The sequence below is a fragment of the Massilia sp. Soil_C_3 genome (assembly GCF_057657035.1).
Genome location: NZ_JBDGJG010000006.1, coordinates 197,879 through 218,715, shown reverse-complemented (window position 1 = coordinate 218,715; position 20,837 = coordinate 197,879). Strand labels below are relative to the sequence as shown.

Annotated in this window: 23 protein-coding genes and 1 pseudogene; 12 read left to right on the top strand and 12 right to left on the bottom strand. The window is 61.6% G+C overall.

What is annotated here, in order from left to right; translation table 11 throughout:
* Positions 1 to 85 precede the first annotated feature (85 nt).
* The 4 genes from pyk to AC3A6F_RS13925 form a co-directional block, all read right to left on the bottom strand.
* Positions 86 to 1,534: a pyruvate kinase gene (pyk, locus tag AC3A6F_RS13940; protein WP_487681653.1), complete on the bottom strand. Its 1,449-nt coding sequence runs from the start codon at positions 1,532 to 1,534 to the stop codon at positions 86 to 88.
* Positions 1,535 to 1,588: 54 nt separating this feature from the next.
* Positions 1,589 to 2,788 (bottom strand): phosphoglycerate kinase, encoded by a 1,200-nt coding sequence (locus AC3A6F_RS13935; RefSeq protein ID WP_487681651.1) that lies wholly within the window; start codon positions 2,786 to 2,788, stop codon positions 1,589 to 1,591.
* 161 nt (positions 2,789 to 2,949) lie between these two features.
* Positions 2,950 to 3,294: an AzlD domain-containing protein gene (locus AC3A6F_RS13930; protein ID WP_487681649.1), complete on the bottom strand. Its 345-nt coding sequence runs from the start codon at positions 3,292 to 3,294 to the stop codon at positions 2,950 to 2,952.
* Positions 3,287 to 4,039 carry an AzlC family ABC transporter permease gene (locus AC3A6F_RS13925; RefSeq protein ID WP_487681647.1) on the bottom strand — a complete coding sequence of 251 codons (753 nt, stop codon included), beginning with the start codon at positions 4,037 to 4,039 and terminating at the stop codon, positions 3,287 to 3,289. Before AC3A6F_RS13925 ends, AC3A6F_RS13930 begins: the two co-directional genes overlap by 8 nt.
* A gap of 268 nt (positions 4,040 to 4,307) precedes the next feature.
* On the opposite strand from AC3A6F_RS13925, the gene AC3A6F_RS13920 reads away from it, so the two are divergent.
* From AC3A6F_RS13920 to AC3A6F_RS13910, 3 genes are all read left to right on the top strand, one after another.
* Complete coding sequence (locus tag AC3A6F_RS13920) at positions 4,308 to 4,502, top strand: zinc-finger domain-containing protein (RefSeq protein WP_109346137.1); 195 nt, start codon at positions 4,308 to 4,310, stop codon at positions 4,500 to 4,502.
* A 164-nt stretch (positions 4,503 to 4,666) separates the two neighbouring features.
* Positions 4,667 to 5,650 (top strand): YheT family hydrolase, encoded by a 984-nt coding sequence (locus tag AC3A6F_RS13915; RefSeq protein ID WP_487681645.1) that lies wholly within the window; start codon positions 4,667 to 4,669, stop codon positions 5,648 to 5,650.
* 4 nt (positions 5,651 to 5,654) lie between these two features.
* Entirely contained in the window at positions 5,655 to 6,242 is a 588-nt protein-coding gene (locus tag AC3A6F_RS13910; protein ID WP_487681643.1) for a DUF2946 family protein, read from the top strand.
* A gap of 6 nt (positions 6,243 to 6,248) precedes the next feature.
* Here the strand turns inward: AC3A6F_RS13910 and AC3A6F_RS13905 are convergent, their stop codons facing one another.
* On the bottom strand, positions 6,249 to 7,820 hold the full coding sequence (locus AC3A6F_RS13905) for a M48 family metallopeptidase (RefSeq protein ID WP_487682091.1): 1,572 nt from the start codon (positions 7,818 to 7,820) through the stop codon (positions 6,249 to 6,251).
* Between the two features lie 101 nt (positions 7,821 to 7,921).
* On the opposite strand from AC3A6F_RS13905, the gene moaC reads away from it, so the two are divergent.
* The 7 genes and pseudogenes from moaC to AC3A6F_RS13870 all read left to right on the top strand — a co-directional run bounded on the left by moaC (position 7,922) and on the right by AC3A6F_RS13870 (position 10,829).
* Positions 7,922 to 8,428 (top strand): cyclic pyranopterin monophosphate synthase MoaC, encoded by a 507-nt coding sequence (gene moaC / locus AC3A6F_RS13900; RefSeq protein ID WP_487681642.1) that lies wholly within the window; start codon positions 7,922 to 7,924, stop codon positions 8,426 to 8,428.
* Positions 8,429 to 8,668: 240 nt separating this feature from the next.
* Positions 8,669 to 9,160: an Hcp family type VI secretion system effector gene (locus AC3A6F_RS13895; RefSeq protein ID WP_487681640.1), complete on the top strand. Its 492-nt coding sequence runs from the start codon at positions 8,669 to 8,671 to the stop codon at positions 9,158 to 9,160.
* An 11-nt stretch (positions 9,161 to 9,171) separates the two neighbouring features.
* Positions 9,172 to 9,600 carry a hypothetical protein gene (locus AC3A6F_RS13890; RefSeq protein WP_487681638.1) on the top strand — a complete coding sequence of 143 codons (429 nt, stop codon included), beginning with the start codon at positions 9,172 to 9,174 and terminating at the stop codon, positions 9,598 to 9,600.
* Positions 9,597 to 9,779, top strand: coding sequence for a hypothetical protein (locus AC3A6F_RS13885; protein WP_487681636.1), 183 nt, complete (start codon positions 9,597 to 9,599; stop codon positions 9,777 to 9,779). The genes AC3A6F_RS13890 and AC3A6F_RS13885 overlap by 4 nt, the downstream gene beginning before the upstream one ends.
* A 40-nt stretch (positions 9,780 to 9,819) precedes the next feature.
* Positions 9,820 to 9,936, top strand: a pseudogene (locus AC3A6F_RS13880) (cyclic pyranopterin monophosphate synthase MoaC); the annotation flags it as partial.
* 124 nt (positions 9,937 to 10,060) lie between these two features.
* Positions 10,061 to 10,396, top strand: coding sequence for a hypothetical protein (locus AC3A6F_RS13875; protein ID WP_487681634.1), 336 nt, complete (start codon positions 10,061 to 10,063; stop codon positions 10,394 to 10,396).
* 37 nt (positions 10,397 to 10,433) lie between these two features.
* Positions 10,434 to 10,829, top strand: a complete 396-nt coding sequence (locus tag AC3A6F_RS13870) for a VOC family protein (RefSeq protein WP_487681632.1) — start codon at positions 10,434 to 10,436, stop codon at positions 10,827 to 10,829.
* An 83-nt stretch (positions 10,830 to 10,912) separates the two neighbouring features.
* Here the strand turns inward: AC3A6F_RS13870 and AC3A6F_RS13865 are convergent, their stop codons facing one another.
* A complete protein-coding gene (locus tag AC3A6F_RS13865) occupies positions 10,913 to 11,842 on the bottom strand; it encodes a MerR family transcriptional regulator (RefSeq protein ID WP_487682089.1) in 930 nt (309 codons plus the stop codon).
* A gap of 304 nt (positions 11,843 to 12,146) precedes the next feature.
* Here AC3A6F_RS13865 and AC3A6F_RS13860 point away from each other — a divergent pair, with 304 nt between their 5' ends.
* Positions 12,147 to 12,602, top strand: coding sequence for a fasciclin domain-containing protein (locus AC3A6F_RS13860; protein ID WP_487681630.1), 456 nt, complete (start codon positions 12,147 to 12,149; stop codon positions 12,600 to 12,602).
* A gap of 140 nt (positions 12,603 to 12,742) precedes the next feature.
* Positions 12,743 to 14,821 carry a S9 family peptidase gene (locus AC3A6F_RS13855; RefSeq protein WP_487681628.1) on the top strand — a complete coding sequence of 693 codons (2,079 nt, stop codon included), beginning with the start codon at positions 12,743 to 12,745 and terminating at the stop codon, positions 14,819 to 14,821.
* 76 nt (positions 14,822 to 14,897) lie between these two features.
* Here the strand turns inward: AC3A6F_RS13855 and AC3A6F_RS13850 are convergent, their stop codons facing one another.
* The 6 genes from AC3A6F_RS13850 to recA form a co-directional block, all read right to left on the bottom strand.
* Positions 14,898 to 15,422: a pilin gene (locus tag AC3A6F_RS13850; protein WP_487681626.1), complete on the bottom strand. Its 525-nt coding sequence runs from the start codon at positions 15,420 to 15,422 to the stop codon at positions 14,898 to 14,900.
* 307 nt (positions 15,423 to 15,729) lie between these two features.
* Positions 15,730 to 16,611, bottom strand: coding sequence for a succinate--CoA ligase subunit alpha (sucD, locus tag AC3A6F_RS13845; RefSeq protein ID WP_147935614.1), 882 nt, complete (start codon positions 16,609 to 16,611; stop codon positions 15,730 to 15,732).
* A gap of 18 nt (positions 16,612 to 16,629) precedes the next feature.
* Entirely contained in the window at positions 16,630 to 17,799 is a 1,170-nt protein-coding gene (gene sucC, locus AC3A6F_RS13840) for an ADP-forming succinate--CoA ligase subunit beta (protein ID WP_487681623.1), read from the bottom strand.
* A gap of 68 nt (positions 17,800 to 17,867) precedes the next feature.
* Positions 17,868 to 18,431, bottom strand: coding sequence for a DUF2889 domain-containing protein (locus AC3A6F_RS13835; protein ID WP_005664964.1), 564 nt, complete (start codon positions 18,429 to 18,431; stop codon positions 17,868 to 17,870).
* A gap of 538 nt (positions 18,432 to 18,969) precedes the next feature.
* A complete protein-coding gene (recX, locus tag AC3A6F_RS13830) occupies positions 18,970 to 19,434 on the bottom strand; it encodes a recombination regulator RecX (protein ID WP_320473949.1) in 465 nt (154 codons plus the stop codon).
* Positions 19,435 to 19,521: 87 nt separating this feature from the next.
* Positions 19,522 to 20,598: a recombinase RecA gene (gene recA, locus AC3A6F_RS13825; protein WP_123069054.1), complete on the bottom strand. Its 1,077-nt coding sequence runs from the start codon at positions 20,596 to 20,598 to the stop codon at positions 19,522 to 19,524.
* Between the last annotated feature and the right edge of the window lie 239 nt (positions 20,599 to 20,837).

Below are 20,837 nucleotides of genomic sequence, written 5' to 3'. Positions count from 1 at the left end.
CCCGAATGCCGAGCGCGGCGCCGTCCGTCCTGGACAGCGCCGGGCAAATGCCGCTACTGCGCCTCAGGCCACTCGTTGATTCCCTTTAATCAAACTCGCCGACGCGTACGATCTTGAGCGCATTGGTGCCACCGGCCTGGCCCATCGGCGAGCCCCAGGTGACGACGATCAGGTCGCCCTTGCGTACGAACCCTTCTTTCATCAAGAGTTCCTCAGCCTTGCGCAGCACGGCGTGGCTGCCGCCTTCCTGCGGCAGATTGAATGCTCGCACGTTGCGGTACAGCGATGCCTTGCGCTGCGTCGCCTGCAGCGGCGTCAGGGCGAAGATCGGGGTGTCGATGCTGTGACGGCTCATCCACAGGGCGGTCGAACCCGACTCGGTCAGCGCCACGATCGCCTTCACGGCCAGGTGGTGGGCGGTGAACAGCGTGCCATAGGCAATGGTCTGGTCGATGCGGGTGAACTGCTTGTTCAGGAAATCGACGTCGATCTTGTTGTATTCGGACTGCTCGGCTTCGACGCAGATCGCGGCCATCATCTCGACGGTCTCGATCGGGTACTTGCCCGATGCTGTCTCGGCCGAGGTCATGACGGCGTCGGTGCCGTCCAGCACGGCGTTGGCCACGTCCGACACTTCGGCGCGGGTCGGCACGGCGTTGACGATCATCGACTCCATCATCTGGGTCGCGGTAATGGCCAGCTTGTTCGAATCGCGCGCCATGCGGATCATGCGCTTCTGCAGCGCCGGCACGGCGGCGTTGCCGACTTCGACCGCCAGGTCGCCGCGCGCGACCATGATGCCATCCGACGCGTCCAGGATCTCTTGCAGCAGCGGAATCGCTTCGGCGCGCTCGATCTTGGCGATCATCATCGGCTTGTGGGCATACGGCTCGCCGGCGATGTTGGCCAGCTGGCGCGCCATTTCCATATCGGTCGCGCTTTTCGGGAACGAGATGGCGAGGTAGTCGGCCTGGAAGCTCATCGCGGTCTTGATGTCTTCCATGTCCTTCGAGGTCAGCGCCGGCGCGGTTAGGCCGCCGCCCTGACGGTTGATGCCCTTGTTGTTCGACAGTTCGCCGCCAACCTTAACCGTGGTATAGATCTCGTGGCCGACGACGCGGTCGACGATCAGGACGATCAGGCCGTCGTTCAGCAGCAGCTTGTCGCCCGGCTTGACGTCGCGCGGCAGCGCCTTGTAGTCCAGGCCGACGCGTTCCTGGTTGCCCAGCTCGCCGTCATCGCCCCATTTGGCATCCAGGATGAAGCGGTCGCCATTGTTCAGGACGATCTTGCCTTCTTCAAACTTGCCGACGCGGATCTTCGGACCCTGCATATCGGCCATGATGGCCACTTCGCGGCCGCACTCCTGGGCGGCGCGCCGTACCAGGGCAGCACGATCGATATGGTCCTGCGCCTTGCCGTGCGAGAAGTTCAGGCGCACGACGTCGACGCCGGCGCGGATCATTTTGACGAGAATATCGAAGTCGGTCGAAGCAGGGCCGATGGTTGCGACGATCTTGGTGCCACGGTACATGGATTGTCCTTGTATAAAAACAAAGCGCAGCAGGGCTGCGCTGGGGTCTCTTTTTTAGACGCTGCGTTGCAGCAGGATGTCGACGGCAGGCAGCGTCTTCCCTTCCAGGAACTCCAGGAAGGCGCCGCCACCCGTCGAAATGTAGCCGATCTGGTCGGCAATCTTATATTTTGCAATCGCGGCCAGGGTGTCGCCGCCACCGGCGATCGAGAAGCCCCGGGACTGGGCGATGGCCAGCGCCAGGGTCTTGGTGCCCTCGGCGAACTGGTCGAATTCGAAGACACCGACCGGACCGTTCCAGACGATGGTGCCGGCCTTGGCGACCTGCTCGGCCAGCATGGCGGCGGTTTTCGGGCCGATATCGAGGATCATGTCGTCATCAAGCACGTCAGCGACGTCCTTGACGGTGGCCGCCGCGGTCGGGGCGAATTCCTTCGCGCACACGACGTCGACGGGGATCGGCACCTGCGCGCCGCGCTGGGACATTTTCTCGATGATGGCACGGGCTTCGTCGACCAGGTCGTTCTCGACCAGCGACTTGCCGATGTTCAGGCCGACGGCCTTCATGAAGGTGTTGGCGATGCCGCCGCCGACGATCAGGTTATCCACTTTGTCGGCCAGGCTTTGCAGGATGGTCAGCTTGCTTGATACCTTCGAGCCGGCGACGATCGCCAGCAGCGGACGCTGCGGCTGGCCCAGGGCTTTACCCAGGGCGTCCAGTTCAGCAGCCAGCAGCGGGCCGGCGGCCACGACCGGGGCGAACCTGGCGATGCCATGGGTGGTCGCTTCGGCGCGGTGGGCGGTGCCGAAGGCATCGTTCACATACACGTCGCACAGCTTGGCCATTTTCTGCGCCAGCTCGTCGCTGTTTTTCTTCTCGCCTTTGTTGACGCGGCAGTTTTCCAGCAGCACGACCGAGCCAGGGGCGACGTCGACGCCATCGACCCAGTCCTGTTTCAGTTCAACGGATTGGCCCAGCAGCTCGGACAGGCGCTTGGCGACCGGCGCCAGGCTGTCTTCCGGCTTGAATTCACCCTCGGTCGGACGGCCCAGGTGGGACGTCACCATCACCGCCGCGCCAGCCTTCACAGCGGCCTGGATCGCCGGCACCGAAGCGCGGATGCGCGTGTCTTCGGTGATATTGCCAGCGTCATCTTGTGGGACGTTCAGGTCAGCGCGAATAAAGACGCGCTTGCCTTGCAGCGCTTGTTGGTCGATCAGGTCTTGCAGGCGGGTGAAACGGAGAGCGTCCATTTGGTCGGCGTGGCAATAGTGAAAAAACGTCATTGTACATTAGCAGGCCTCGAAAAATCGTCGCGAGCGGCAGCGGTGGCGGTTGAGAAGCGCAGCTGTACGGATGTACAGCGAGCATCGCAAACCGGCACCGCAACGCGCAGCAGATTTTTCGAGGCCTGCTAGCCGGCGGTGCCGAAAACGTGCATTACGCGCAACACTGTAAAGACAAGCATGCCGAATAAAATCGTTAGCAGCATGTTACGACGCCACATATAAAAAGCGAAGGCGGCGACCCCGGCCAACAGCTTCGGGTTGGCCAGCGTGAACTGGACCTCGCCCTGCGTATCGATCAAAAAGTCGGGCCCGATGATGGCTGCCAGCGCGCAGGCCGGGGCATAGCGCAGCATTTCCTGCACCCGTGGCGGAATCGTCACGCGGTGGCCGATCATCCAGAACGAGCTGCGGGTGGCAGCGGTGGCCACGCACAGCACGCCGATCACGACCCAGATTTCCCAATCAGCCACGGCGCACCTTCACTTTCGCCAACGTTTCTTCGATCACCATGGCAGTGACCATCCCCACCAGCACCGCCAGCAGCAGCCCCAGCTTGTACGGCAAGTCGTAGGCCAGCACCGAGATCGCCCCCGCCACCAGCACGCCGCACAGGGCGGCGTTATTGATCATCAGCGGCACCATGATGCACAGGATGGCCAGGGTGCCGGCAAAGCCCAACCCCCATTCGGCCGGCACCGCGCTACCGAGGAAAATACCGACAAGGGAACCGATTTGCCAGGCAAACCAGTTCGGATACATCAAGCCCTTCAGGTAAGAGAGCTTGCCCGCCACCGGCGCCAGGGTCGGATAGCGCTGCAGGAAGAGCGCGACGGTCAGGTCGCCCGAGATATAGCCAAGATAAAAGCGTTGCTTCCACGGCAAGTGAGCGAAGTGCGGCCCCAGCAGCGCCGAAAAGATCACGAAGCGCAGGTTGACCACCAGGGCGGTGGCGAAGATGACCCAGATCGGGGCCTGGGCGGCGATCAGCGGCAGTGAGGCCAGCTGGGCCGAGCCGGCAAACACCAATAAGGTCATGCCCATCGCCTGGGGCACGGACAGGCCGCTCTTGACCATGGCGATGCCGACCACCAGGCCCCAGGCGGCGATGCCGAACAGGGTCGGCAGGCCGGTCTTGAAACCTTCGTTCCAGGCGTCGCGGTTCGGCGCGTCGCCGATGGCGGCGGAAAGCTGGCCTGGATCGTCGGCCGCGCTCATGCAGCGGGTCGCGGCGCGCGCAACACCACACGCATCTCACCAAAAGGTGTGGCATTCTTGCAACGGCGGACAGAGATGTCGGCGAAGGCGGCAGGCTTGAAACGGTCGGGCATGAAACGCATGGATGGATGTGGTACGGGCTGGATGCCCAATATAACAGGCGTCGCTCTTGCTCTTTATGCTGAGCGCATTATTTTACGGTCATTTCGGCAATAGAGCGAATCCGTTAAAATCCAGTCTTTGCCTAACTTGCCTGACGGAGAAACAGATGAATCAAAAGACGATGCCTGTGGTGGAGCTCACGGCCAAGGACCTGCCGGCCTATTGCCCCAACCCGGCAATGCCGCTGTGGTCCTCGCACCCGCGCGTCTTCCTCGACTTCGACCACCACGGCGAGGCCAAGTGCCCTTACTGCGGCACCGGCTATCGCCTGGCGCCGGGCACCGTGCTCAAGCACCACTGATTTTCTCGCTACAGTACGCACGTACGCACGTCGTTCCCGCGCAGGCGGGAACCTAAGTTTTTCAAGCGCTATCGATACGCCTGCAGCTTAGGTTCCCGCCTTCGCGGGAACGACGTTTTAGGGCTGACAATGGTGGTGAGTTTTCTCTGAGCTGCCTTTCATTCATGCACTACCCCGCCCCCTCGTGGCTGCCTGGCGGCCACCTGCAGACCATCTATCCGGCGACCTGCATCGCCAAGCCGCCAGTCGCCTACCGCCGCGAGCGCTGGCACAGCGCGGACGGTGACTTCGTCGACCTCGACTTCGTGGATGGCCAGCCCGGCCAGCCGCTGGTAGTGCTATTCCATGGCCTGGAAGGCAGTTCGAACAGCCATTACGCCCGCGGCCTGATGGCGGCGCTCGCCGCGCGCGGCTGGTCGGGCGTGGTGCCGCATTTTCGCGGCTGCTCCGGCGAAGCCAACCTGGCGCCGCGCTTCTATCACTCGGGCGACGCGAGCGAAGTCGACTGGATCGTCCGCAAGCTCCGCGCAGTCCATGAAGGTGCGCTGTATGCGGCCGGCGTCTCGCTGGGCGGCAATGCACTGCTGCGCTGGCTGGGCGAATCGGGCCACGGCGCGGACATCGTCGATGCCGCCTGCGCCGTGTCGGCCCCGCTCGACCTGGCGCGCGGCGGAGAAGCGCTGTCGTCCGGCTTCAACCTGCTGTATACCCGGATGTTCCTGCAGACGCTCAAGCCGAAGTGCCTGGCCAAGCTGGAGCAATTTCCTGGCCTGTTCGACCGCGCCGCCCTGCTGGCCGCGCGCGATCTGTATGCCTTCGACAACGTCGTCACGGCGCCGCTGCATGGCTACCGCGACACCGACGACTACTGGCACCGCGCCAGCGCCCGCCACGTGCTGGACGACATCACGGTGCCGACCCTGGTGCTCAATGCCCGCAACGATCCCTTCCTGCCGGGCATTCACCTGCCGGCGTCGGCGTCGGGCGCGGTGACGCTCGCGTATCCCGAACAGGGCGGGCACGTTGGCTTTGCCGTCGGGCCGTTCCCGGGACGGATCGACTGGCTGCCGCGGCGTATCCTGCACCACTTTGACTCCGTCAATGGCACGCGCGCGCTGGCGCTCGCCGAACCGTGCGATGCTGCATAACACTATGGATGAAATCGTAAAACAGGCAATGGCCAAGTGGCCGAATGTGCCCCACTGCTACGGCTGGCTCGCGCTCGATGCGCGCGGCGGCTGGCGCATGCGCGACGAAGCGGCCCAGCGCGCCAATGCGCCGGGCGACCGGCTGAACAATGAAAAGCTGTTGGGTTTCATCAACCGCAACTACCTGCACGACGAGCGCGGTAACTGGTATTTCCAGAACGGGCCGCAACGGGTGTACGTAAACCTCGAGGCAACGCCTTTCATCGCGCGCACCGATCCGCAGCAGGTGCTGGTATTGCAGACCGGGCAGGCGCTGGCCGATGTCGAGCGGGTCTGTCTGAGCGATGCCGGCGCGCTGGTGTTCGTGGCGGGCGAAACGGTGGCGCAGCTGGACGACCGCGACATGGCACAGGTATTGGGCATGCTCGAGCTCGATGGCGCCGCGGCCTCGGACGAGGCGGTCATGGGCTGGCTGGAGAATGGTGATGGCCAGATGACCCTACCGTGGAACGGCAAGCCGCTTGCCGTCGAGCGCGTGGCGGACGAGGAGATGCCGGCCAGGTTCGGATTCAAGCGGACGCCGGCGCCGTAGGCGCGATCACCGCTCTTCGGCTTCTTCCTTCGCCTTCTTCTGCTTCTCCTGCAGTTCGCGCACGCGCGCATCGATCACGGCCTGGTCGTAGAACGACGCATCGCTGGCCTTGCGCGCCAGTTCGAGCTGGGCCATCGCCGCCGGGACGGCGCCGGCCAGCACGTACGACTCCGCCAGCGACATATGCTGCAGGGCGAACTTGCCCTGCTTGGCATAGGTCCTGGCCAGCATATCGTGCAGCTTGCGTTCCTCCCGATACTGCTGGGCCTGGTCGCGCAGGAACAGCGCCGCCTCGTCGAACCGGTCGGTTGCGATCAGGGCTTGCGCGTACTGGTGCGCGAGCGAGCGCGACAGCGGGTAGCGCTGGTGCGCCGCATCCGCTTCCTTGACCGCTTCTTCCAGCACGGCCCTTGGCTGGCCCGGCGCCATCTTGATCTCCAGCGCCAGCCCGGCAAACATGGTCGCGCCATCGCCCACGTTCGACGCCGCCACGGACAGCACGTCCTCGCGCGGCTTCATCGTCTCGCGCGCCTTGTCGAGCCAGCGCTGCGCGCCGGCCAGGTCATTCTGCTTGAGCGCCTGGTATGCCAGCCCGTACTGGGCGCCGGCCTGCTGCTGGCGGTGGGGCTGGTCCCTGAGCTGCGCCTCGAAGGCATTGCGCGTATCGCGCCGGCCCTGCTCGCTGCCGTCCTGCAGCACCCGCGCGCGGGCGCGCACCAGATGAAAATCGAGGCTGTCGACACGCTGCTTCTTGGGAATCTCGCGGATGCGCGCCTGCATATCGGTGATCCGCTCCTGGGTCAGCGGGTGGCTGCTCAGGCTGGCCAGACCGGGCGGCAGGTCGCCATACAGCCTGGAGGCGGCCTGCAGGCGCCGGAAGAACGCGACGATGCCGGTGGTATCGTAGCCGCCCGCCTCCATGATCTGGAAGCCGACGCGGTCGGCCTCGCGCTCGGCGTCGCGGCTGAAGTTCAGCTGGCGCTGGACGGCCAGGCCCTGGCCGCCCATCAGCACGCCCATGGCCGCATCCGAGCTGGCCCGGGCCGCCAGCGCCGCCAGGATCATCGACGCCAGCGGCAGCAAGATATCCTGGCGCTGCTGGCCGATCCTGCGCGCGATATGGCGCTGGGTGACGTGGCCGATCTCGTGCGCGATGACGCCGGCCAGTTCCGATTCGGTCTGGGCCGCGATGATCAGGCCCGAGTGGGCGCCGATGAAACCGCCCGGCATCGCGAATGCGTTCAGGGCCGGATCGCGCACGGCGAAGAAGTGGAAGTCGGCATTGGTCTCGCCGCGCGCGCCGGGCACGGCGGCGACCAGGCCATTGCCAAAATTGTTCAGGTATTCGGAGATCGGCTCATCGTCGAGGTAATCGCGATCGCGCCGGATGTCGCGCATGAACTCCTCGCCCAGCTTGCGCTCGACGACGGGAGAAAGGTCGCCGCGCGCGGTGTCGCCAAGCGTGGGCAGGCGGGTCGAATCGGGCCGCCTGAACACATCGGACTGCGCTGCAACGGGGAAGGCGGTCGCCATGCACAAGGCCATGACGGACAAGGAAGAGCGCCAGCGGCGCGCCATTGCTGAACGGACGACGGATTTCACGGTGCTATCATACCTGCATCCGCGTGCATGTTGCTGCTCAGCGAACCTTTTTGTAATCCGAACACACCGACCGAGTAATGACGAATCCAATCCCGACCGCAGACCACTTGACCCACTTCGACGCCACCGGCCAGGCCCATATGGTCGACGTCGGCGCAAAACAGGACACGCACCGCACCGCGGTGGCGGCCGGGACCATCCGCATGAAGCCGGAAACGCTGGCCCTGATCACGTCGGGCAATGCCAAGAAGGGCGACGTGATCGGGATCGCGCGCATCGCGGCGATCATGGCGTCCAAGCGCACCAGCGACCTGGTGCCGCTGTGCCATCCGCTGCCGATCACGCGCGTGGCGGTGGATTTCGAGATCGACGAGGCGGCCAATAGCGTGCATTGCCGTGCGCAGGTGGAAACCATCGGCAAGACTGGCGTCGAGATGGAAGCGTTGACTGCGGTGCAGGTGGGCCTGCTGACTGTGTACGATATGTGCAAGGCGGTTGATCGGGGGATGGTGATGACCAATGTGCGGGTCATGGAGAAGCATGGCGGCAAGAGCGGGGACTGGACGGCCGATTTGGATAAGTAATTGCTCCGCTTGAAAAATCATCCTGACCGTCTCACCGGCTATTGCGTTGCTCGATCCTGATGGCCGGACTGCTCCCCCCATAGCCAACGTCGCCCGATTGAATATCAGTGATGCCATACAATGGCTTCACTGGACACATCCCGGTTGATCTCCCTCGCCCGTTCCCCTGTCTCAAGCCAAGTTCCGCCCGGTACGCCCAAGCAAGAATCACCACTTGCTCAACCCACATCGGAGACAGGAATGGCTAGCGACGCGTATCTCAAGATTGAGGGCATCAACGGGGAGTCGGAGGATGAACGGCACCGCAGTTGGATTGAAGTGAATAACGTCCTCTACGCGGTCCACCAGCCAAGAGCCGGTGTAGTTTCAACCGCAGGCGGGCATACCACAGGGCGAGCCGACCTGTACCCGATTAGCTTCAACAAGCTTGCTGACTTGGCCTCCCCCGTCTTGCTGCAAACCTGCGCCACAGGGAAGACCATTCCTAAAGCCTCTTTCGAGTTCATGCGGGCTGACGGTGACGGAAAGCCAATCCCCTACTTTAAGATTGAACTGGAAAACATAATGATTGCCAGCGTCACGCCGGATAGTGGCGACGGGGGGATCATCACTGAACGGGTCCAGCTTGCGTATGCCAGGATCAAATCGCACTACACTCGCCAAAGCATCCGGGGTGGAGCGCAGGGCAATACTAGCGGTAGCTGGGACTGCTCGGCCCATAAAGTGTGCTAACCGGAGGCTATATGTCGAAGCCTTACGAGGGCGCAGCAATGATTGTCGGCCCGCTTGAAGTATCTGACTTCCAGCACGTTTGTGCCGTTATTGTGACAGGGAGTGGGGTCAACGCATGCGGCCATACGCTACTACATGTCGGTGAAGGCTGGAGTTGGTATGTCCATATCGCCGGCCCATATAAGCTGCCCAAGTTCATACCTGAGAGTAACTATATGCGCTACTTGAAAGAGAACGGCAAGCGTGAAATTCGTCGCTGGATTGTCAAGCTGCCAAACCCTAAGGGGGCGCATCAAAAGCTGCATGAACTGATACAAAAACCGTGGCTATGGGGTGCTGTAGCTCATAACTGCACTTCCTTTGCAGAAGAAGTTGTGCGGGCAGGCGGTAGTAAAGCCGGGCAGTATTTCAATTATCCTATTGCGGAGCCATTCGCATGAGAACCGCATTCGTTTCGCTCGGCATCGCCTTGTTGACAGCTGTACTCGCTTGGGCCTCTATCATTTTTCTCGATCCGGGCATGAATATCGACAAGGCGTATAACATCATCGTCCTGTCGTTCATCGGCTCGGCAGTACTTACAGCACTGGTGTTGATGCGACGGGGACGCCGTCGCTAGTTAAAAGCACCTGAAGGCCTCTACGATCCCAGTCGCCGAGAGGCTTGTGTACGATATGTGCAAGGCGGTCGATCGGGGGATGGTGATGACCAATGTGCGGGTCATGGAGAAGCATGGCGGTAAGAGCGGGGACTGGACGGCCGATATCGACGCATGACCAGTTCGAGAACTTGCCCAATGCTGTAGACAACGTCAATACTCGGCCTATACTGATGGGCGACGCGCAATGCGTTTTCCCCCACTCCAACCTGCTATCTGCTATCTGCCCGAGAGGATGTGTCATGACGACCGCATACCCGCAGTTCAACGCAGCGACTGTCCAGCTGAACGCCGTGCCCTATCAAGATGCATTCCTGAAAATCGCCAATGTCTACGCGGATTCGACCCGCGCCAGCGTGGAGCAGCTCTGGGTCAGCTCGTCCAAGATCATCATGGAAGAGACGATGAAGGCCTTCATCGCCGCCTCGCAGTCGTGCGCCGAAGCCTTGACCAGGAATGCCGTGTCGGTCCAGCAACAGTCATTTGGCCGGCTCATCAGCGCGAATCAGAAGGCGGTCGAGATCATGGGCCAGAGTTTCGCCGACGCCATGACGGCCGGCTGGAAACCGGCGCGCTGAGCGCCCCGCTTCATCATCCTTTCGTAAGGAGTCGTCGATGGCACGCAGCATCACCCCATTCCTGATGTTCGAAGGTGCGGCCGAAGAAGCGATGCGCCTCTATGTCTCGCTGTTCGCCCGCTCCGAGGTCCAGCAGATCGAGCACTACAAGAGCGGCCAGATGGGCCCCGAAGGCACCGTCAAACGGGCCGATTTCACTCTTGCCGGCCAGCCCGTGATCTGCATCGACAGTCCGGCCAAACACGCGTTTACCTTCACGCCGTCGGTATCGCTGTTCGTGGAGTGCGAAGATGAAGCCGAGTTCGACACCGCCTTCGCCCGACTGGCGGACGGCGGCAAGCTCTTGATGCCGCCGGATAATTATGGATTCAGCCGCAAGTTCGGCTGGCTGAATGACCGCTTTGGCGTGTCCTGGCAGCTCAACCTGAGCTGAGCGGGCGCGCTCGACCTCGCTGGCTATCGAAAACGGCAGATGAGGCGCTACCGGCCGAGCGCGGCAAGATCGTCCGAGGTCTTTCAGGCCCAGCCTTTCGGCAGCGGCAATCCTTCCTGGAGAGCCAGGCGTTCCATCGCCGCTTCCAGCACGACCCGCGCGCGGCCCGAAGCCAGCGCCAGTTCGGCGTGCAGCGCGGCGTCTTCCGGATTGCGCGACGCGCAATGCTGGCTGTAGCGCTCGAAGCTACCCACCATCATCAGCAATTCGGTCAAGTGACGCGGGCATTCGCAGGTCAGGCGGTTACCAGCGGCCGCGATATTGGCCAGGTCTTCGTCGGCAAAACGCGGCGGGGCGACGGCGGCGGCCACCGGCTCCTGTAGCGGCGGGCGATGGCCGGTCAGGGCAGACTGGCATAGCAGCGCCAGTTCGTTCAGGTCGGCCGGAATACGCGCGACCAGGCAGCCTTGCGCACGCAGGGTGCGGATCGTGGCGCTCGAGCAGAAGCGGTACAGCACGACGACCGCTGCAACGCCGCTCGCCTCGCGCGCGGCGGCAATGGCCGGCATCACGCGTTCATCGAGTTCGGACTGCTCGATCACCAGTACGTCGGCGCCTGCGTCACGTGGTAACTCTTCCGCCATTGCAAGGCCCGCGGCGTTGCCGCGTACATCCAGGCCGAGGGCGCTCTGCCCCATGGCGGCGACGCGCCGCGCCAGCATGGCGCCCACCAGCAGCACACGCACCGGCGCTGCCTGGAGGGCCCGGGCCTGTCCATCCAGGCCCAGCATCGATTGCAACTGATCGCGGCTCAGGCCTGCAAGGACACCGATCGAGTGCCCCTGGTCGACCAGCTGCTTGAGCAGGCCGAGGCGCGCGACCTGTTCGGCCGAGTAGAGGCGCTGGCCACGCTCGGAGCGCTGGGCATCCGACAGACTGTAGCGGCGCTCCCATACGCGCAGTGTTTCAACTGGCAAGCCGGCTAACCGTGCCGCTGCGCCAGTGCGGTACATGATCCGCTCTTGTCCCGTTTTGAATGAATCCATGATTAAGTGTCCCAAATTGACCAGATATTGACGACGAATGCTGTCATACACTGAAGAAAATGACGGTTACGTGTTCAACAATACCCGGCAGTCTGACCAGTTGCTCGCGCACGAGTGCTCCCCTGTCTTGAGATCACATCAAATGAACAAGGTTTGAACCCATTTTATAGGACAGATTCGATTCACACATTAGACTACGATACTAAATCCACGTAAATTGGCTTCAGGTCGGTTCGTTGCGAACCTATTCAACCCAACTTCTGGAGCCAACATGAAAAAGATCTTGATTGCTTTGCCCCTCGCGTTCGCCTTCGCATCCGTCCAGGCGGCGGACATCGTGGATACCGCGAAATCGGCCGGCACCTTCAATACCCTGGTCACTGCGGTACAAGCTGCCGGCCTGACCGATACCCTGAAGGGTCCGGGTCCATTCACTGTTTTTGCCCCGACTGACGCCGCCTTTGCAAAAATCCCGAAAACCAAGCTGGACGCCCTGCTGAAAGACAAGGCAGCACTGTCCAAGGTACTGACCTATCACGTGGTGCCGGGAAAAGTCATGGCTGCCGACGTCAAGCCTGGCGACGTCAAGACCGTCGAGGGTAGCGCATTCGCAGTAAAAGTTGCGGGCGGCAAGGTCATGGTCGACAAGGCCACTGTCACCAAGACCGACATCGCAGCCGATAATGGTGTGATCCATGTGATCGATACGGTCATCATGCCGAAGTAAACCTGGCCTCCTCGTCGAGATAGTTCCCATCCCGTTCATTCCCGGCGATGGGGATTTGTCGGCTTCATGCCTGATGACATCGTGGTAAATTGCCGGCTTGCCTGCGGCACCCGGCTGCGGCACTGATCGACGAGGATGGAATGACATTTCGCTTGCTGACGATGGCAGCGGCCCTGCTGGCCGCCACCACCGCGACCGCCGCGCCGCGCGGCTTTACCGTGGAAGACCTGGTCAATATGGAGCGGGTGGGCAGCCCGGCCGTATCGCCGGACGCCACGCGCGTGATCTATACCGTGCGCAGTACGGACATGGAAAAGAACCGCGGCAATACCCAACTGTGGATGATCGACCTGCGCGCCGCCAAGCCGGCGCCGCAACGCCTGACCCAGGATGCGTCCAGCAGCAGCGATCCGGAATGGTCGCCGTCGGGCGACGCCGTCTACTTCCTGTCGGCGCGCTCGGGCTCGTCGCAGGTATGGCGCCAGCCGGTCGCCGGCGGCGAACCGGTCCAGGTGACGAACCTGCCGCTGGACGTCGACAACTTCCGCCTCGCGCCAACGGGCGACCGCCTGGCCTTCAGCCTGGCCGTGTTCCGCGACTGCACCGACTTGGCCTGCACCAAATCGCGCCTGGATGCCAAGGAAAAGGACAAGGCCACCGGCAAGGTCTACGACCGCCTGTTCGTGCGCCACTGGGATACCTGGGGCGACCACCGCAATGCGGTGCTGTTCTCGGCGCCGCTGGGTGCGGATGGCAAGGTCGGCAGCGAGCCGGTCAGCCTGTCCGGCGCGCTCGACGGCGACGTGCCCTCGAAACCTTTCGGCGACCGCGAGGAATACCGCTTCAGCCCGGATGGCAAGACCATCGTGTTTTCAAGCAGAATCGCCGGCAAGACCGAAGCCTGGTCGACCAATTTCGACCTGTATAGCGTGCCGGCCGCGGGCGGCGCGGCGCCGCGCAACCTGACCGAGGACAATCCGGCCTGGGATACGAAAGGCACCTTCTCGCCGGACGGCCGCACCCTGGCCTACCTGGCGATGGCCCGTCCCGGCTTCGAGGCCGACCGCTACCAGGTCATGCTGATGGACGTGGCCACTGGCCAGAAGCGCAGGCTGGCGGCCGACTGGGATCGCTCGGCCGGTAGCCTGGTGTGGCGTGCGGATGGCAAGGCGCTGATCGTCGACGCCGAAGACATCGGCCAGCACCGCCTGTTCTCGATCGACGTCGCCAACGGCAAGGTGACGCCGCTGACCGACAAGGGTGCGGTCGGCGCCTATGACCTACGGCGCGATACGCTGGTCTACACCCACGCCAACCTGCAGTCGGGCGCGCAACTGTTCTCGATGAAGCTGGGCGGCAAGCCGAAGCAGCTGACCGATGTGAACACGGAACGCTTGAAGGACGTGCGCTTCGGCGAGTCGGAGCAGTTCTCGTTTGCCGGCGCCAATGGCGAGACCGTGTACGGCTACGTGATGAAGCCGTGGAATGCGCAGCCGGGCCAGAAGTATCCGGTCGCCTTCATCGTCCACGGCGGTCCGCAGGGCAGCTTCGGCAACAGCTGGAGCTATCGCTGGAATCCGCAAGTGTATGCGGGCGCGGGTTATGCGGCCGTCTTCATCGACTTCCACGGTTCGACCGGCTATGGCCAGAAGTTCACCGATTCCATCAGCAACGACTGGGGCGGCAAGCCGCTGGTCGACCTGCAGAAGGGGTATGACGCGGCGGTGCAGAAATTCTCGTGGCTCGATCGCTCACGCGACTGCGCGCTGGGGGCGTCGTACGGCGGCTACATGATGAACTGGATCGCGGGTAACTGGTCGGATGAGTTCAAGTGCATCGTGAATCACGATGGCGTGTTCGATACGCGCGGCATGGCGTACTCGACCGAGGAACAGTGGTTTACCGACTGGGAAAGCGGCGGGCCCTACTTCAAGGTGCCGGAGAACCATGAGCGCTTCAATCCGGTTCATCACGTGAACAAGTGGAAGACGCCGATGCTGGTGATTCAGGGTGATCTGGACTTCCGGATTCCTACCGCGCAGGCGCTGGGGACCTTCACTGCGCTGCAGCGCATGGGTGTAGAGAGCAAGCTGCTGGTGTTCCCGGATGAGAATCATTGGGTGCTCAAACCGGCGAACTCGGTGCAGTGGCATCGCACTGTGGTGGGGTGGTTGGATCAGTATCTGAAGCCGCAGGGGGCGCAGGGGAAGCAGCAGTAAGCAGACGAAAAAAGAGACCGCCGAGGCGGTCTCTTTTTTTGCGACGGATTTCGTTCGCGACAGTTTTCTTTAACTATTAGTCGCCGCTACCGCCGCCTGGTGGGGTGGTCGAGGTGCAACCGGTTGGCAGGTATTCATCGTTTGCGAAACTGGTGGCAACGCAGGAATAGGTGCCGTCAGTAGCACGGTTCAGTGCGATGGTTGCACCCGTACCCAGACGACCTGGGGAAGCGATGACGCAAATCAGTGCACCAGTACCGTCTTCGCTTGGCTCTTCCGCAGTGATGCTCGAGCAGTTGCCAGTCGACGATTTCAAGCCAGCCTTGGCCAAGTATGGCGAAGGCGCATCAGGAGCGCCTGGTTCAGTAGGGGTGGTAGGAGTGGTTGGTGCATCGATGCCTTCGACCACAGCCATTTCGTAGCCGGTTTTGCCGCCCGAGATGTCAGCGTAGGCAGCAGTTGCCTTGGCTTTGGCGATGTAATCCTGATATGCGGGGATTGCCACGGCAGCCAGGATGCCAATGATTGCAACGACGATCATCAGTTCGATCAGGGTAAAGCCGCCTTGGGCTTTCTTGGTTTGCATTTGCTTGAAGTTCATTTTTCTCTCCAGGGGTGGTATTTCAAAAAAGTTGGGACTAGGTATCTTGTACTGCTCAGCTACTACGCTTTCCTATATGCAAGCGGCGTGCCAGCCCGAAAACAGCAAGAATCAGTCGATTTTATGAATCCCGGGATAACAAAACCCTGTGCCCCGACAAAATTTGGCGCCTTGAATGACAAAATTTGTCAGTGCCGTACGGCAATTTTTGTCATGCGACGAAGATTGGCGGCAAAAAATGGAACCGCAGATACAAACGGGGAGCCGAAGCTCCCCGTCTTAGCTGCCGATCAAGAGATCGTCAGGATTACAGCATTGCCTTCAGCAGACGCGCCATTTCCGACGGGTTCTTGGTGACGGTGATGCCGCAGGCTTCCATGATTTCCAGCTTGGCTTGCGCGGTGTCTGCGCCGCCCGAGATCAGCGCGCCGGCGTGGCCCATGCGCTTGCCTGGAGGCGCGGTGACGCCAGCGATGAAGCCGACGACTGGCTTCTTCATGTTGTCCTTGATCCAGTAAGCCGCGTTGGCTTCGTCCGGGCCGCCGATTTCGCCGATCATGATGACCGCGTCGGTGTCAGGATCGTCATTGAACATCTTCATGACGTCGATGTGCTTCAGACCATTGATTGGGTCGCCGCCAATGCCGACTGCCGACGATTGGCCCAGGCCCAGTGCGGTCAGCTGGCCGACTGCTTCATAGGTCAGGGTGCCCGAACGCGACACGACGCCGATACGGCCCTTCTTGTGGATGTGACCTGGCATGATACCGATCTTGATTTCGTCAGGGGTGATCAGGCCTGGGCAGTTCGGTCCCAGCAGCAGGGTCTTGGAACCGGCTTTGGCCATGCGGTCCTTGATTTCCATCATGTCGCGGACAGGGATGCCTTCGGTGATGCAAATTGCCAGATCCAGCTCGGCTTCGACGGCTTCCCAGATGGCAGCTGCTGCGCCTGCTGGTGGGACGTAGATCACCGACACGTTGGCGCCGGTTTCTTTCTTGGCTTCAGCAACGTTAGCGAAAATTGGAATGCCTTCGAAATCTTCGCCGGCTTTCTTCGGGTTCACGCCAGCAACGAAGGCTTCCTTGCCGTTCGCGTAGTCGCGGCACATACGGGTGTGGAACTGGCCGGTCTTGCCGGTGATGCCCTGGGTGACTACTTTGGTATCTTTGTTGATCAGAATCGACATTTTTATTTCCTTAGCGAATTAGGCTTTACCAGCGGCGGCGGCGACGACCGACTTCGCTGCGTCTTCCATCGTGTCTGCGGCGATGATCGGCAGGCCCGATTCAGCCAGCATCTTCTTGCCCAGATCTTCGTTGGTGCCCTTCATGCGCACAACCAGTGGCACTTGCAGCGACACGGCTTTCGAAGCAGCGATCACGCCTTCGGCGATGACGTCGCAACGCATGATGCCGCCGAAGATGTTGACCAGGATAGCTTTCAGGTCAGGGTTTTTCAGCATGATCTTGAAGGCTTCGGTCACTTTCTCGGCCGTAGCGCCACCGCCCACGTCCAGGAAGTTGGCAGGCTCGCCGCCGAACAGCTTGATGGTGTCCATGGTCGCCATGGCCAGGCCGGCGCCGTTCACCAGGCAGCCGATATTGCCGTCGAGCGAGATGTAGGCCAGGTCGAATTTCGATGCTTCGACTTCAGCTGGATCTTCTTCGTCCAGGTCGCGGTAGGCGACGATTTCTGGGCGGCGATACAGGGCGTTGGCGTCGAAGTTGAACTTCGCGTCCAGGGCGATGATCTTGCCGCTGCCGGTGACGATCAGTGGGTTGATCTCGGCCAGCGATGCGTCGGTTTCCCAGTAGGCTTTGTACAGGCCTTGCAGGTTGGCGCGGGCATCGGCGATCGAGCCAGCAGGCACGCCGATCTTGGCGGCGACATCGTCAGCCTGCGCATCGGTCAGGCCGACTTTAGGATCGATCACGACATTGTGGATTTTTTCTGGGTTGCTGTGCGCGACTTCTTCGATGTCCATGCCGCCTTCCGACGAGGCCATCAGCACGACTTTCTGGGTGACGCGGTCGGTGACCAGCGACACGTAGAGCTCTTGTTTGATGTCGGCGCCTTCTTCGATCATCAGGCGACGCACTTTCTGGCCTTCAGGGCTGGTCTGATGGGTGATCAGCTGCATGCCCATGATCTGCTCGGAGTATTCCTTGACCTGCTCGATCGACTTGGCGACCTTGACGCCACCGCCCTTGCCACGGCCACCAGCGTGGATCTGTGCCTTGACGACCCAGACTGGACCGCCCAGCTCTTGGGCGGCTTTGACAGCGTCTTCGACCGACATGCACGGAATGCCGCGCGGAACGGTCACTCCGAATTTTCGGAGGATCTCTTTGCCCTGGTACTCATGGATCTTCATGCTGGCTTCCCTTCTTCTATTACTGAATTAGAAATACGGTTGAACTACAAAGATAAAAACGACGAACGCTAACCCGAGACGGCCTTGATCGACCAGCGTGGGTAGTATTTGGCCACGGCAGGGCCGTCGCTGCGCAGGGCATGGCAACGGTCGAGCTCAAATGGACGGTCGGTTGACGAGCCGCCGAGCCCACCTGGGGCATCGACGTTGTCGTCAGCAAAGGCTTGCAAGGCTGCGGTCGGCAGCACCTGGGCCAATTCGGTCAAATGGGTGCAGCCGAGCACGCCGGATAGGCGGTCTTTCAGATGCAACCGGAAATGGTTCACGAGCGAGAGCCCGATCAACTTTTTGTAGGCAGGGCCGATGGTATCGCAATAGCCCGGATACGGGACGGCATCGGATGCGGCTTCGGCATCGACGATGTTGAGGTCGCGGTCAATGGTCACGCGCAGCTTGAGGTCGTGCACCGGCGTGCCGCCGGGCCGTTCGCCGGAAGCAAGCGCAACAGTACGCGTCTTCACATCGCGGATGCTGGCATCGAGGTCCCACAAGCCATCGTCGCGCGCGAACGCTTCGACTGTGATGGCGCGCGTATGCCGGAGCGAGCGCGATACGGGAGGTGACAAAGGCATAAATACCAGTACCGTCGAGACGGCGGTTAGTGATGCAGCCGGTGTGCTTCTTGCACGTTGACGCAGCTTCTGCGACAACAACCGCTCATGCGGCGCTGCTTAAACCCGCAAAGTTTAGCACAGCGCCCACAGCGGCGCATGGGAAAGAAAGGTCGGTAAGGGATAGTACGAGGAGATGAAGGGACTTCGAGACAATATGACGGCGCGTTTGCCGCTTATATTATTCACCTGTCTTTAATGAAGGCCGCCACCCCATTCACAGCATGAATATAAGATATGTATTTGGGATAGGATCAGTCAATAAACGGGATGGCCAGACGAGAAAAAGCGCCAGCGTGCAGCGCCATCACCCGTTGAGGAATATGCCTTGGGCATATCGGGAATGGCGCTCCACGCTGGCGCCTGGAGAGTATATGTCCACTGATCAATGTCGAGGACATGGTGCCCTTGGAGGCACGGTGTAATGACGCACATTGATGACGCACATTGTAGTCGAACGCGTGGACGGAAACCCGTCCACCCTACGTCAGGGCAGACCTTACTCTGGCAGCTCGTCGTCCGCCGGGCTACCCTGCATCGCCACGCGCGCTGCACGCTGGGAAAAGCCGCGCTGCAACAGAAAGCGCATCTGCTTGGCGCGCATCGCTGCGTCGGTGGCGACGGTGCCGAACTTGCGCTGCCAGACTTCGACGGCGCGCGCGGTCTCGCTGTCGGACAGCCCAGCCTTGATCTCGACCAGCGCATCGCCGGTGACGCCATGGCTTTGCAGCTCGGCCACCACACGGCTATTGCCGTAGCGGCTGGCCTTACGGTTGATCAGGGATTCGGCGAAACGTTCCTGCGACAGCCAGTTATTCTTTTCAAGGAAATCCAGGAGGGCGTCGACGTCGTCGTCTTCCTGGGCATACTTGGCCAGCTTGCGCCGCAACTCGAACCGGCTGTGCTCGCGCTGCGACAGGTAGCGCAGCGCGCGCGCCTTGAGGCTTAGTGCGGGTGCTGGCATGGGGACACCATCGTCGACAACATGGCGCGGACGGACGGGTAGTAGACACCCAAGGCGCTACCCTGCCGCGCCGTCCTCGCCAGACGATTATTCACCAACAGCCTGCAGCTTCGGCTTGTCGTCGCCACCGGCTGCCGCCGGCGGCAGTTCGCGCACGCCCAGGGCGGCGCGGACCTTGTTCTCGATCTCACGCGCCAGGGCTGGGCGATCCACCAGGAACTGACGGGCATTGTCCTTGCCCTGGCCGATACGCTCGCCGTTATAGCTGTACCATGAGCCCGACTTCTCGACGATCTTGTTGTCCGCGCCCAGATCCAGGATTTCGCCTTCGCGCGAGGTGCCTGCTCCGTACAGGATGTCGAAGTGGGCCTCTTTGAACGGTGGCGCGATCTTGTTCTTGACGACCTTGACCTTGGTTTCGTTACCGATCACTTCGTCGCCCGACTTGATCGAGCCGGTACGGCGGATGTCCAGGCGCACGGAGGCGTAGAACTTCAGTGCGTTACCGCCGGTGGTGGTCTCGGGGCTGCCGAACATGACGCCGATCTTCATGCGGATCTGGTTAATGAAGATCACCAGCGTATTGGTGCGGTTGATCGAACCGGTGAGCTTGCGCAGCGCTTGCGACATCAGGCGCGCCTGCAGGCCCGGCAGCGAGTCGCCCATATCGCCTTCGATCTCGGCGCGCGGGGTCAGTGCCGCCACCGAGTCGATGACCACCAGGTCGACACTGCCCGAACGCACCAGTGCGTCGGTGATCTCGAGCGCCTGTTCGCCAGTGTCTGGCTGCGAGATCAGCAGGTCGCTCAGGTTGATGCCCAGCTTTTGGGCATAAGTGACGTCGAGCGCGTGCTCGGCGTCGATGAAGGCGCAGGTGCCACCCAGTTTTTGCATCTGGGCGATGGTCTGCAGCGTCAGGGTGGTTTTACCCGACGATTCAGGGCCGTAGATCTCGACGATACGGCCGCGCGGCAGGCCGCCGACGCCCAAGGCGATGTCGAGGCCCAGCGAGCCGGTGGAAACAGTCTGCACTTCTTCGACCGGCGCATTGGCATCCATGCGCATGACCGAGCCCTTGCCAAACTGCTTTTCGATTTGCGCCAGGGCGGCTGCCAGCGCCTTGCCCTTTTCAGCGGCGTTCAATGCGGATTTTTTGTCGTCCATGGTGTACTTTCAATCGTGGAGTAGGCAAGGTGAGGGCGCGCACGCGCACTTCAATAGCCACTACTGTATAAAAATCCAGTGGTTTTTGCAAGCACTAATGCGTGACCATTTTGTCAATAAATGGGGCGAGGCTCGCATTGTTGCGACAAATCAAACACAATAGAACCTGGAAACGAGACTACGTGTCCACTGTCCCATGCACGTCGTTCCCGCGAAGGCGGGAACCCCAGGTCGCCGCA

What these genes read in the sequence shown, in the direction of transcription:
- pyk (WP_487681653.1), bottom strand. Translation starts at nt 1,534, where the DNA reads ATGTACCGTGGCACCAAGATCGTCGCAACCATCGGCCCTGCTTCGACC.
- AC3A6F_RS13935 (WP_487681651.1), bottom strand. Translation starts at nt 2,788, where the DNA reads ATGGACGCTCTCCGTTTCACCCGCCTGCAAGACCTGATCGACCAACAA.
- AC3A6F_RS13925 (WP_487681647.1), bottom strand. Translation starts at nt 4,039, where the DNA reads ATGAGCGCGGCCGACGATCCAGGCCAGCTTTCCGCCGCCATCGGCGAC.
- AC3A6F_RS13920 (WP_109346137.1), top strand. Translation starts at nt 4,308, where the DNA reads ATGAATCAAAAGACGATGCCTGTGGTGGAGCTCACGGCCAAGGACCTG.
- AC3A6F_RS13915 (WP_487681645.1), top strand. Translation starts at nt 4,667, where the DNA reads ATGCACTACCCCGCCCCCTCGTGGCTGCCTGGCGGCCACCTGCAGACC.
- AC3A6F_RS13910 (WP_487681643.1), top strand. Translation starts at nt 5,655, where the DNA reads ATGGATGAAATCGTAAAACAGGCAATGGCCAAGTGGCCGAATGTGCCC.
- AC3A6F_RS13905 (WP_487682091.1), bottom strand. Translation starts at nt 7,820, where the DNA reads ATGGCGCGCCGCTGGCGCTCTTCCTTGTCCGTCATGGCCTTGTGCATG.
- moaC (WP_487681642.1), top strand. Translation starts at nt 7,922, where the DNA reads ATGACGAATCCAATCCCGACCGCAGACCACTTGACCCACTTCGACGCC.
- AC3A6F_RS13895 (WP_487681640.1), top strand. Translation starts at nt 8,669, where the DNA reads ATGGCTAGCGACGCGTATCTCAAGATTGAGGGCATCAACGGGGAGTCG.
- AC3A6F_RS13890 (WP_487681638.1), top strand. Translation starts at nt 9,172, where the DNA reads ATGTCGAAGCCTTACGAGGGCGCAGCAATGATTGTCGGCCCGCTTGAA.
- AC3A6F_RS13885 (WP_487681636.1), top strand. Translation starts at nt 9,597, where the DNA reads ATGAGAACCGCATTCGTTTCGCTCGGCATCGCCTTGTTGACAGCTGTA.
- AC3A6F_RS13875 (WP_487681634.1), top strand. Translation starts at nt 10,061, where the DNA reads ATGACGACCGCATACCCGCAGTTCAACGCAGCGACTGTCCAGCTGAAC.
- AC3A6F_RS13870 (WP_487681632.1), top strand. Translation starts at nt 10,434, where the DNA reads ATGGCACGCAGCATCACCCCATTCCTGATGTTCGAAGGTGCGGCCGAA.
- AC3A6F_RS13865 (WP_487682089.1), bottom strand. Translation starts at nt 11,842, where the DNA reads ATGTACCGCACTGGCGCAGCGGCACGGTTAGCCGGCTTGCCAGTTGAA.
- AC3A6F_RS13860 (WP_487681630.1), top strand. Translation starts at nt 12,147, where the DNA reads ATGAAAAAGATCTTGATTGCTTTGCCCCTCGCGTTCGCCTTCGCATCC.
- AC3A6F_RS13855 (WP_487681628.1), top strand. Translation starts at nt 12,743, where the DNA reads ATGACATTTCGCTTGCTGACGATGGCAGCGGCCCTGCTGGCCGCCACC.
- AC3A6F_RS13850 (WP_487681626.1), bottom strand. Translation starts at nt 15,422, where the DNA reads ATGAACTTCAAGCAAATGCAAACCAAGAAAGCCCAAGGCGGCTTTACC.
- sucD (WP_147935614.1), bottom strand. Translation starts at nt 16,611, where the DNA reads ATGTCGATTCTGATCAACAAAGATACCAAAGTAGTCACCCAGGGCATC.
- sucC (WP_487681623.1), bottom strand. Translation starts at nt 17,799, where the DNA reads ATGAAGATCCATGAGTACCAGGGCAAAGAGATCCTCCGAAAATTCGGA.
- AC3A6F_RS13835 (WP_005664964.1), bottom strand. Translation starts at nt 18,431, where the DNA reads ATGCCTTTGTCACCTCCCGTATCGCGCTCGCTCCGGCATACGCGCGCC.
- recX (WP_320473949.1), bottom strand. Translation starts at nt 19,434, where the DNA reads ATGCCAGCACCCGCACTAAGCCTCAAGGCGCGCGCGCTGCGCTACCTG.
- recA (WP_123069054.1), bottom strand. Translation starts at nt 20,598, where the DNA reads ATGGACGACAAAAAATCCGCATTGAACGCCGCTGAAAAGGGCAAGGCG.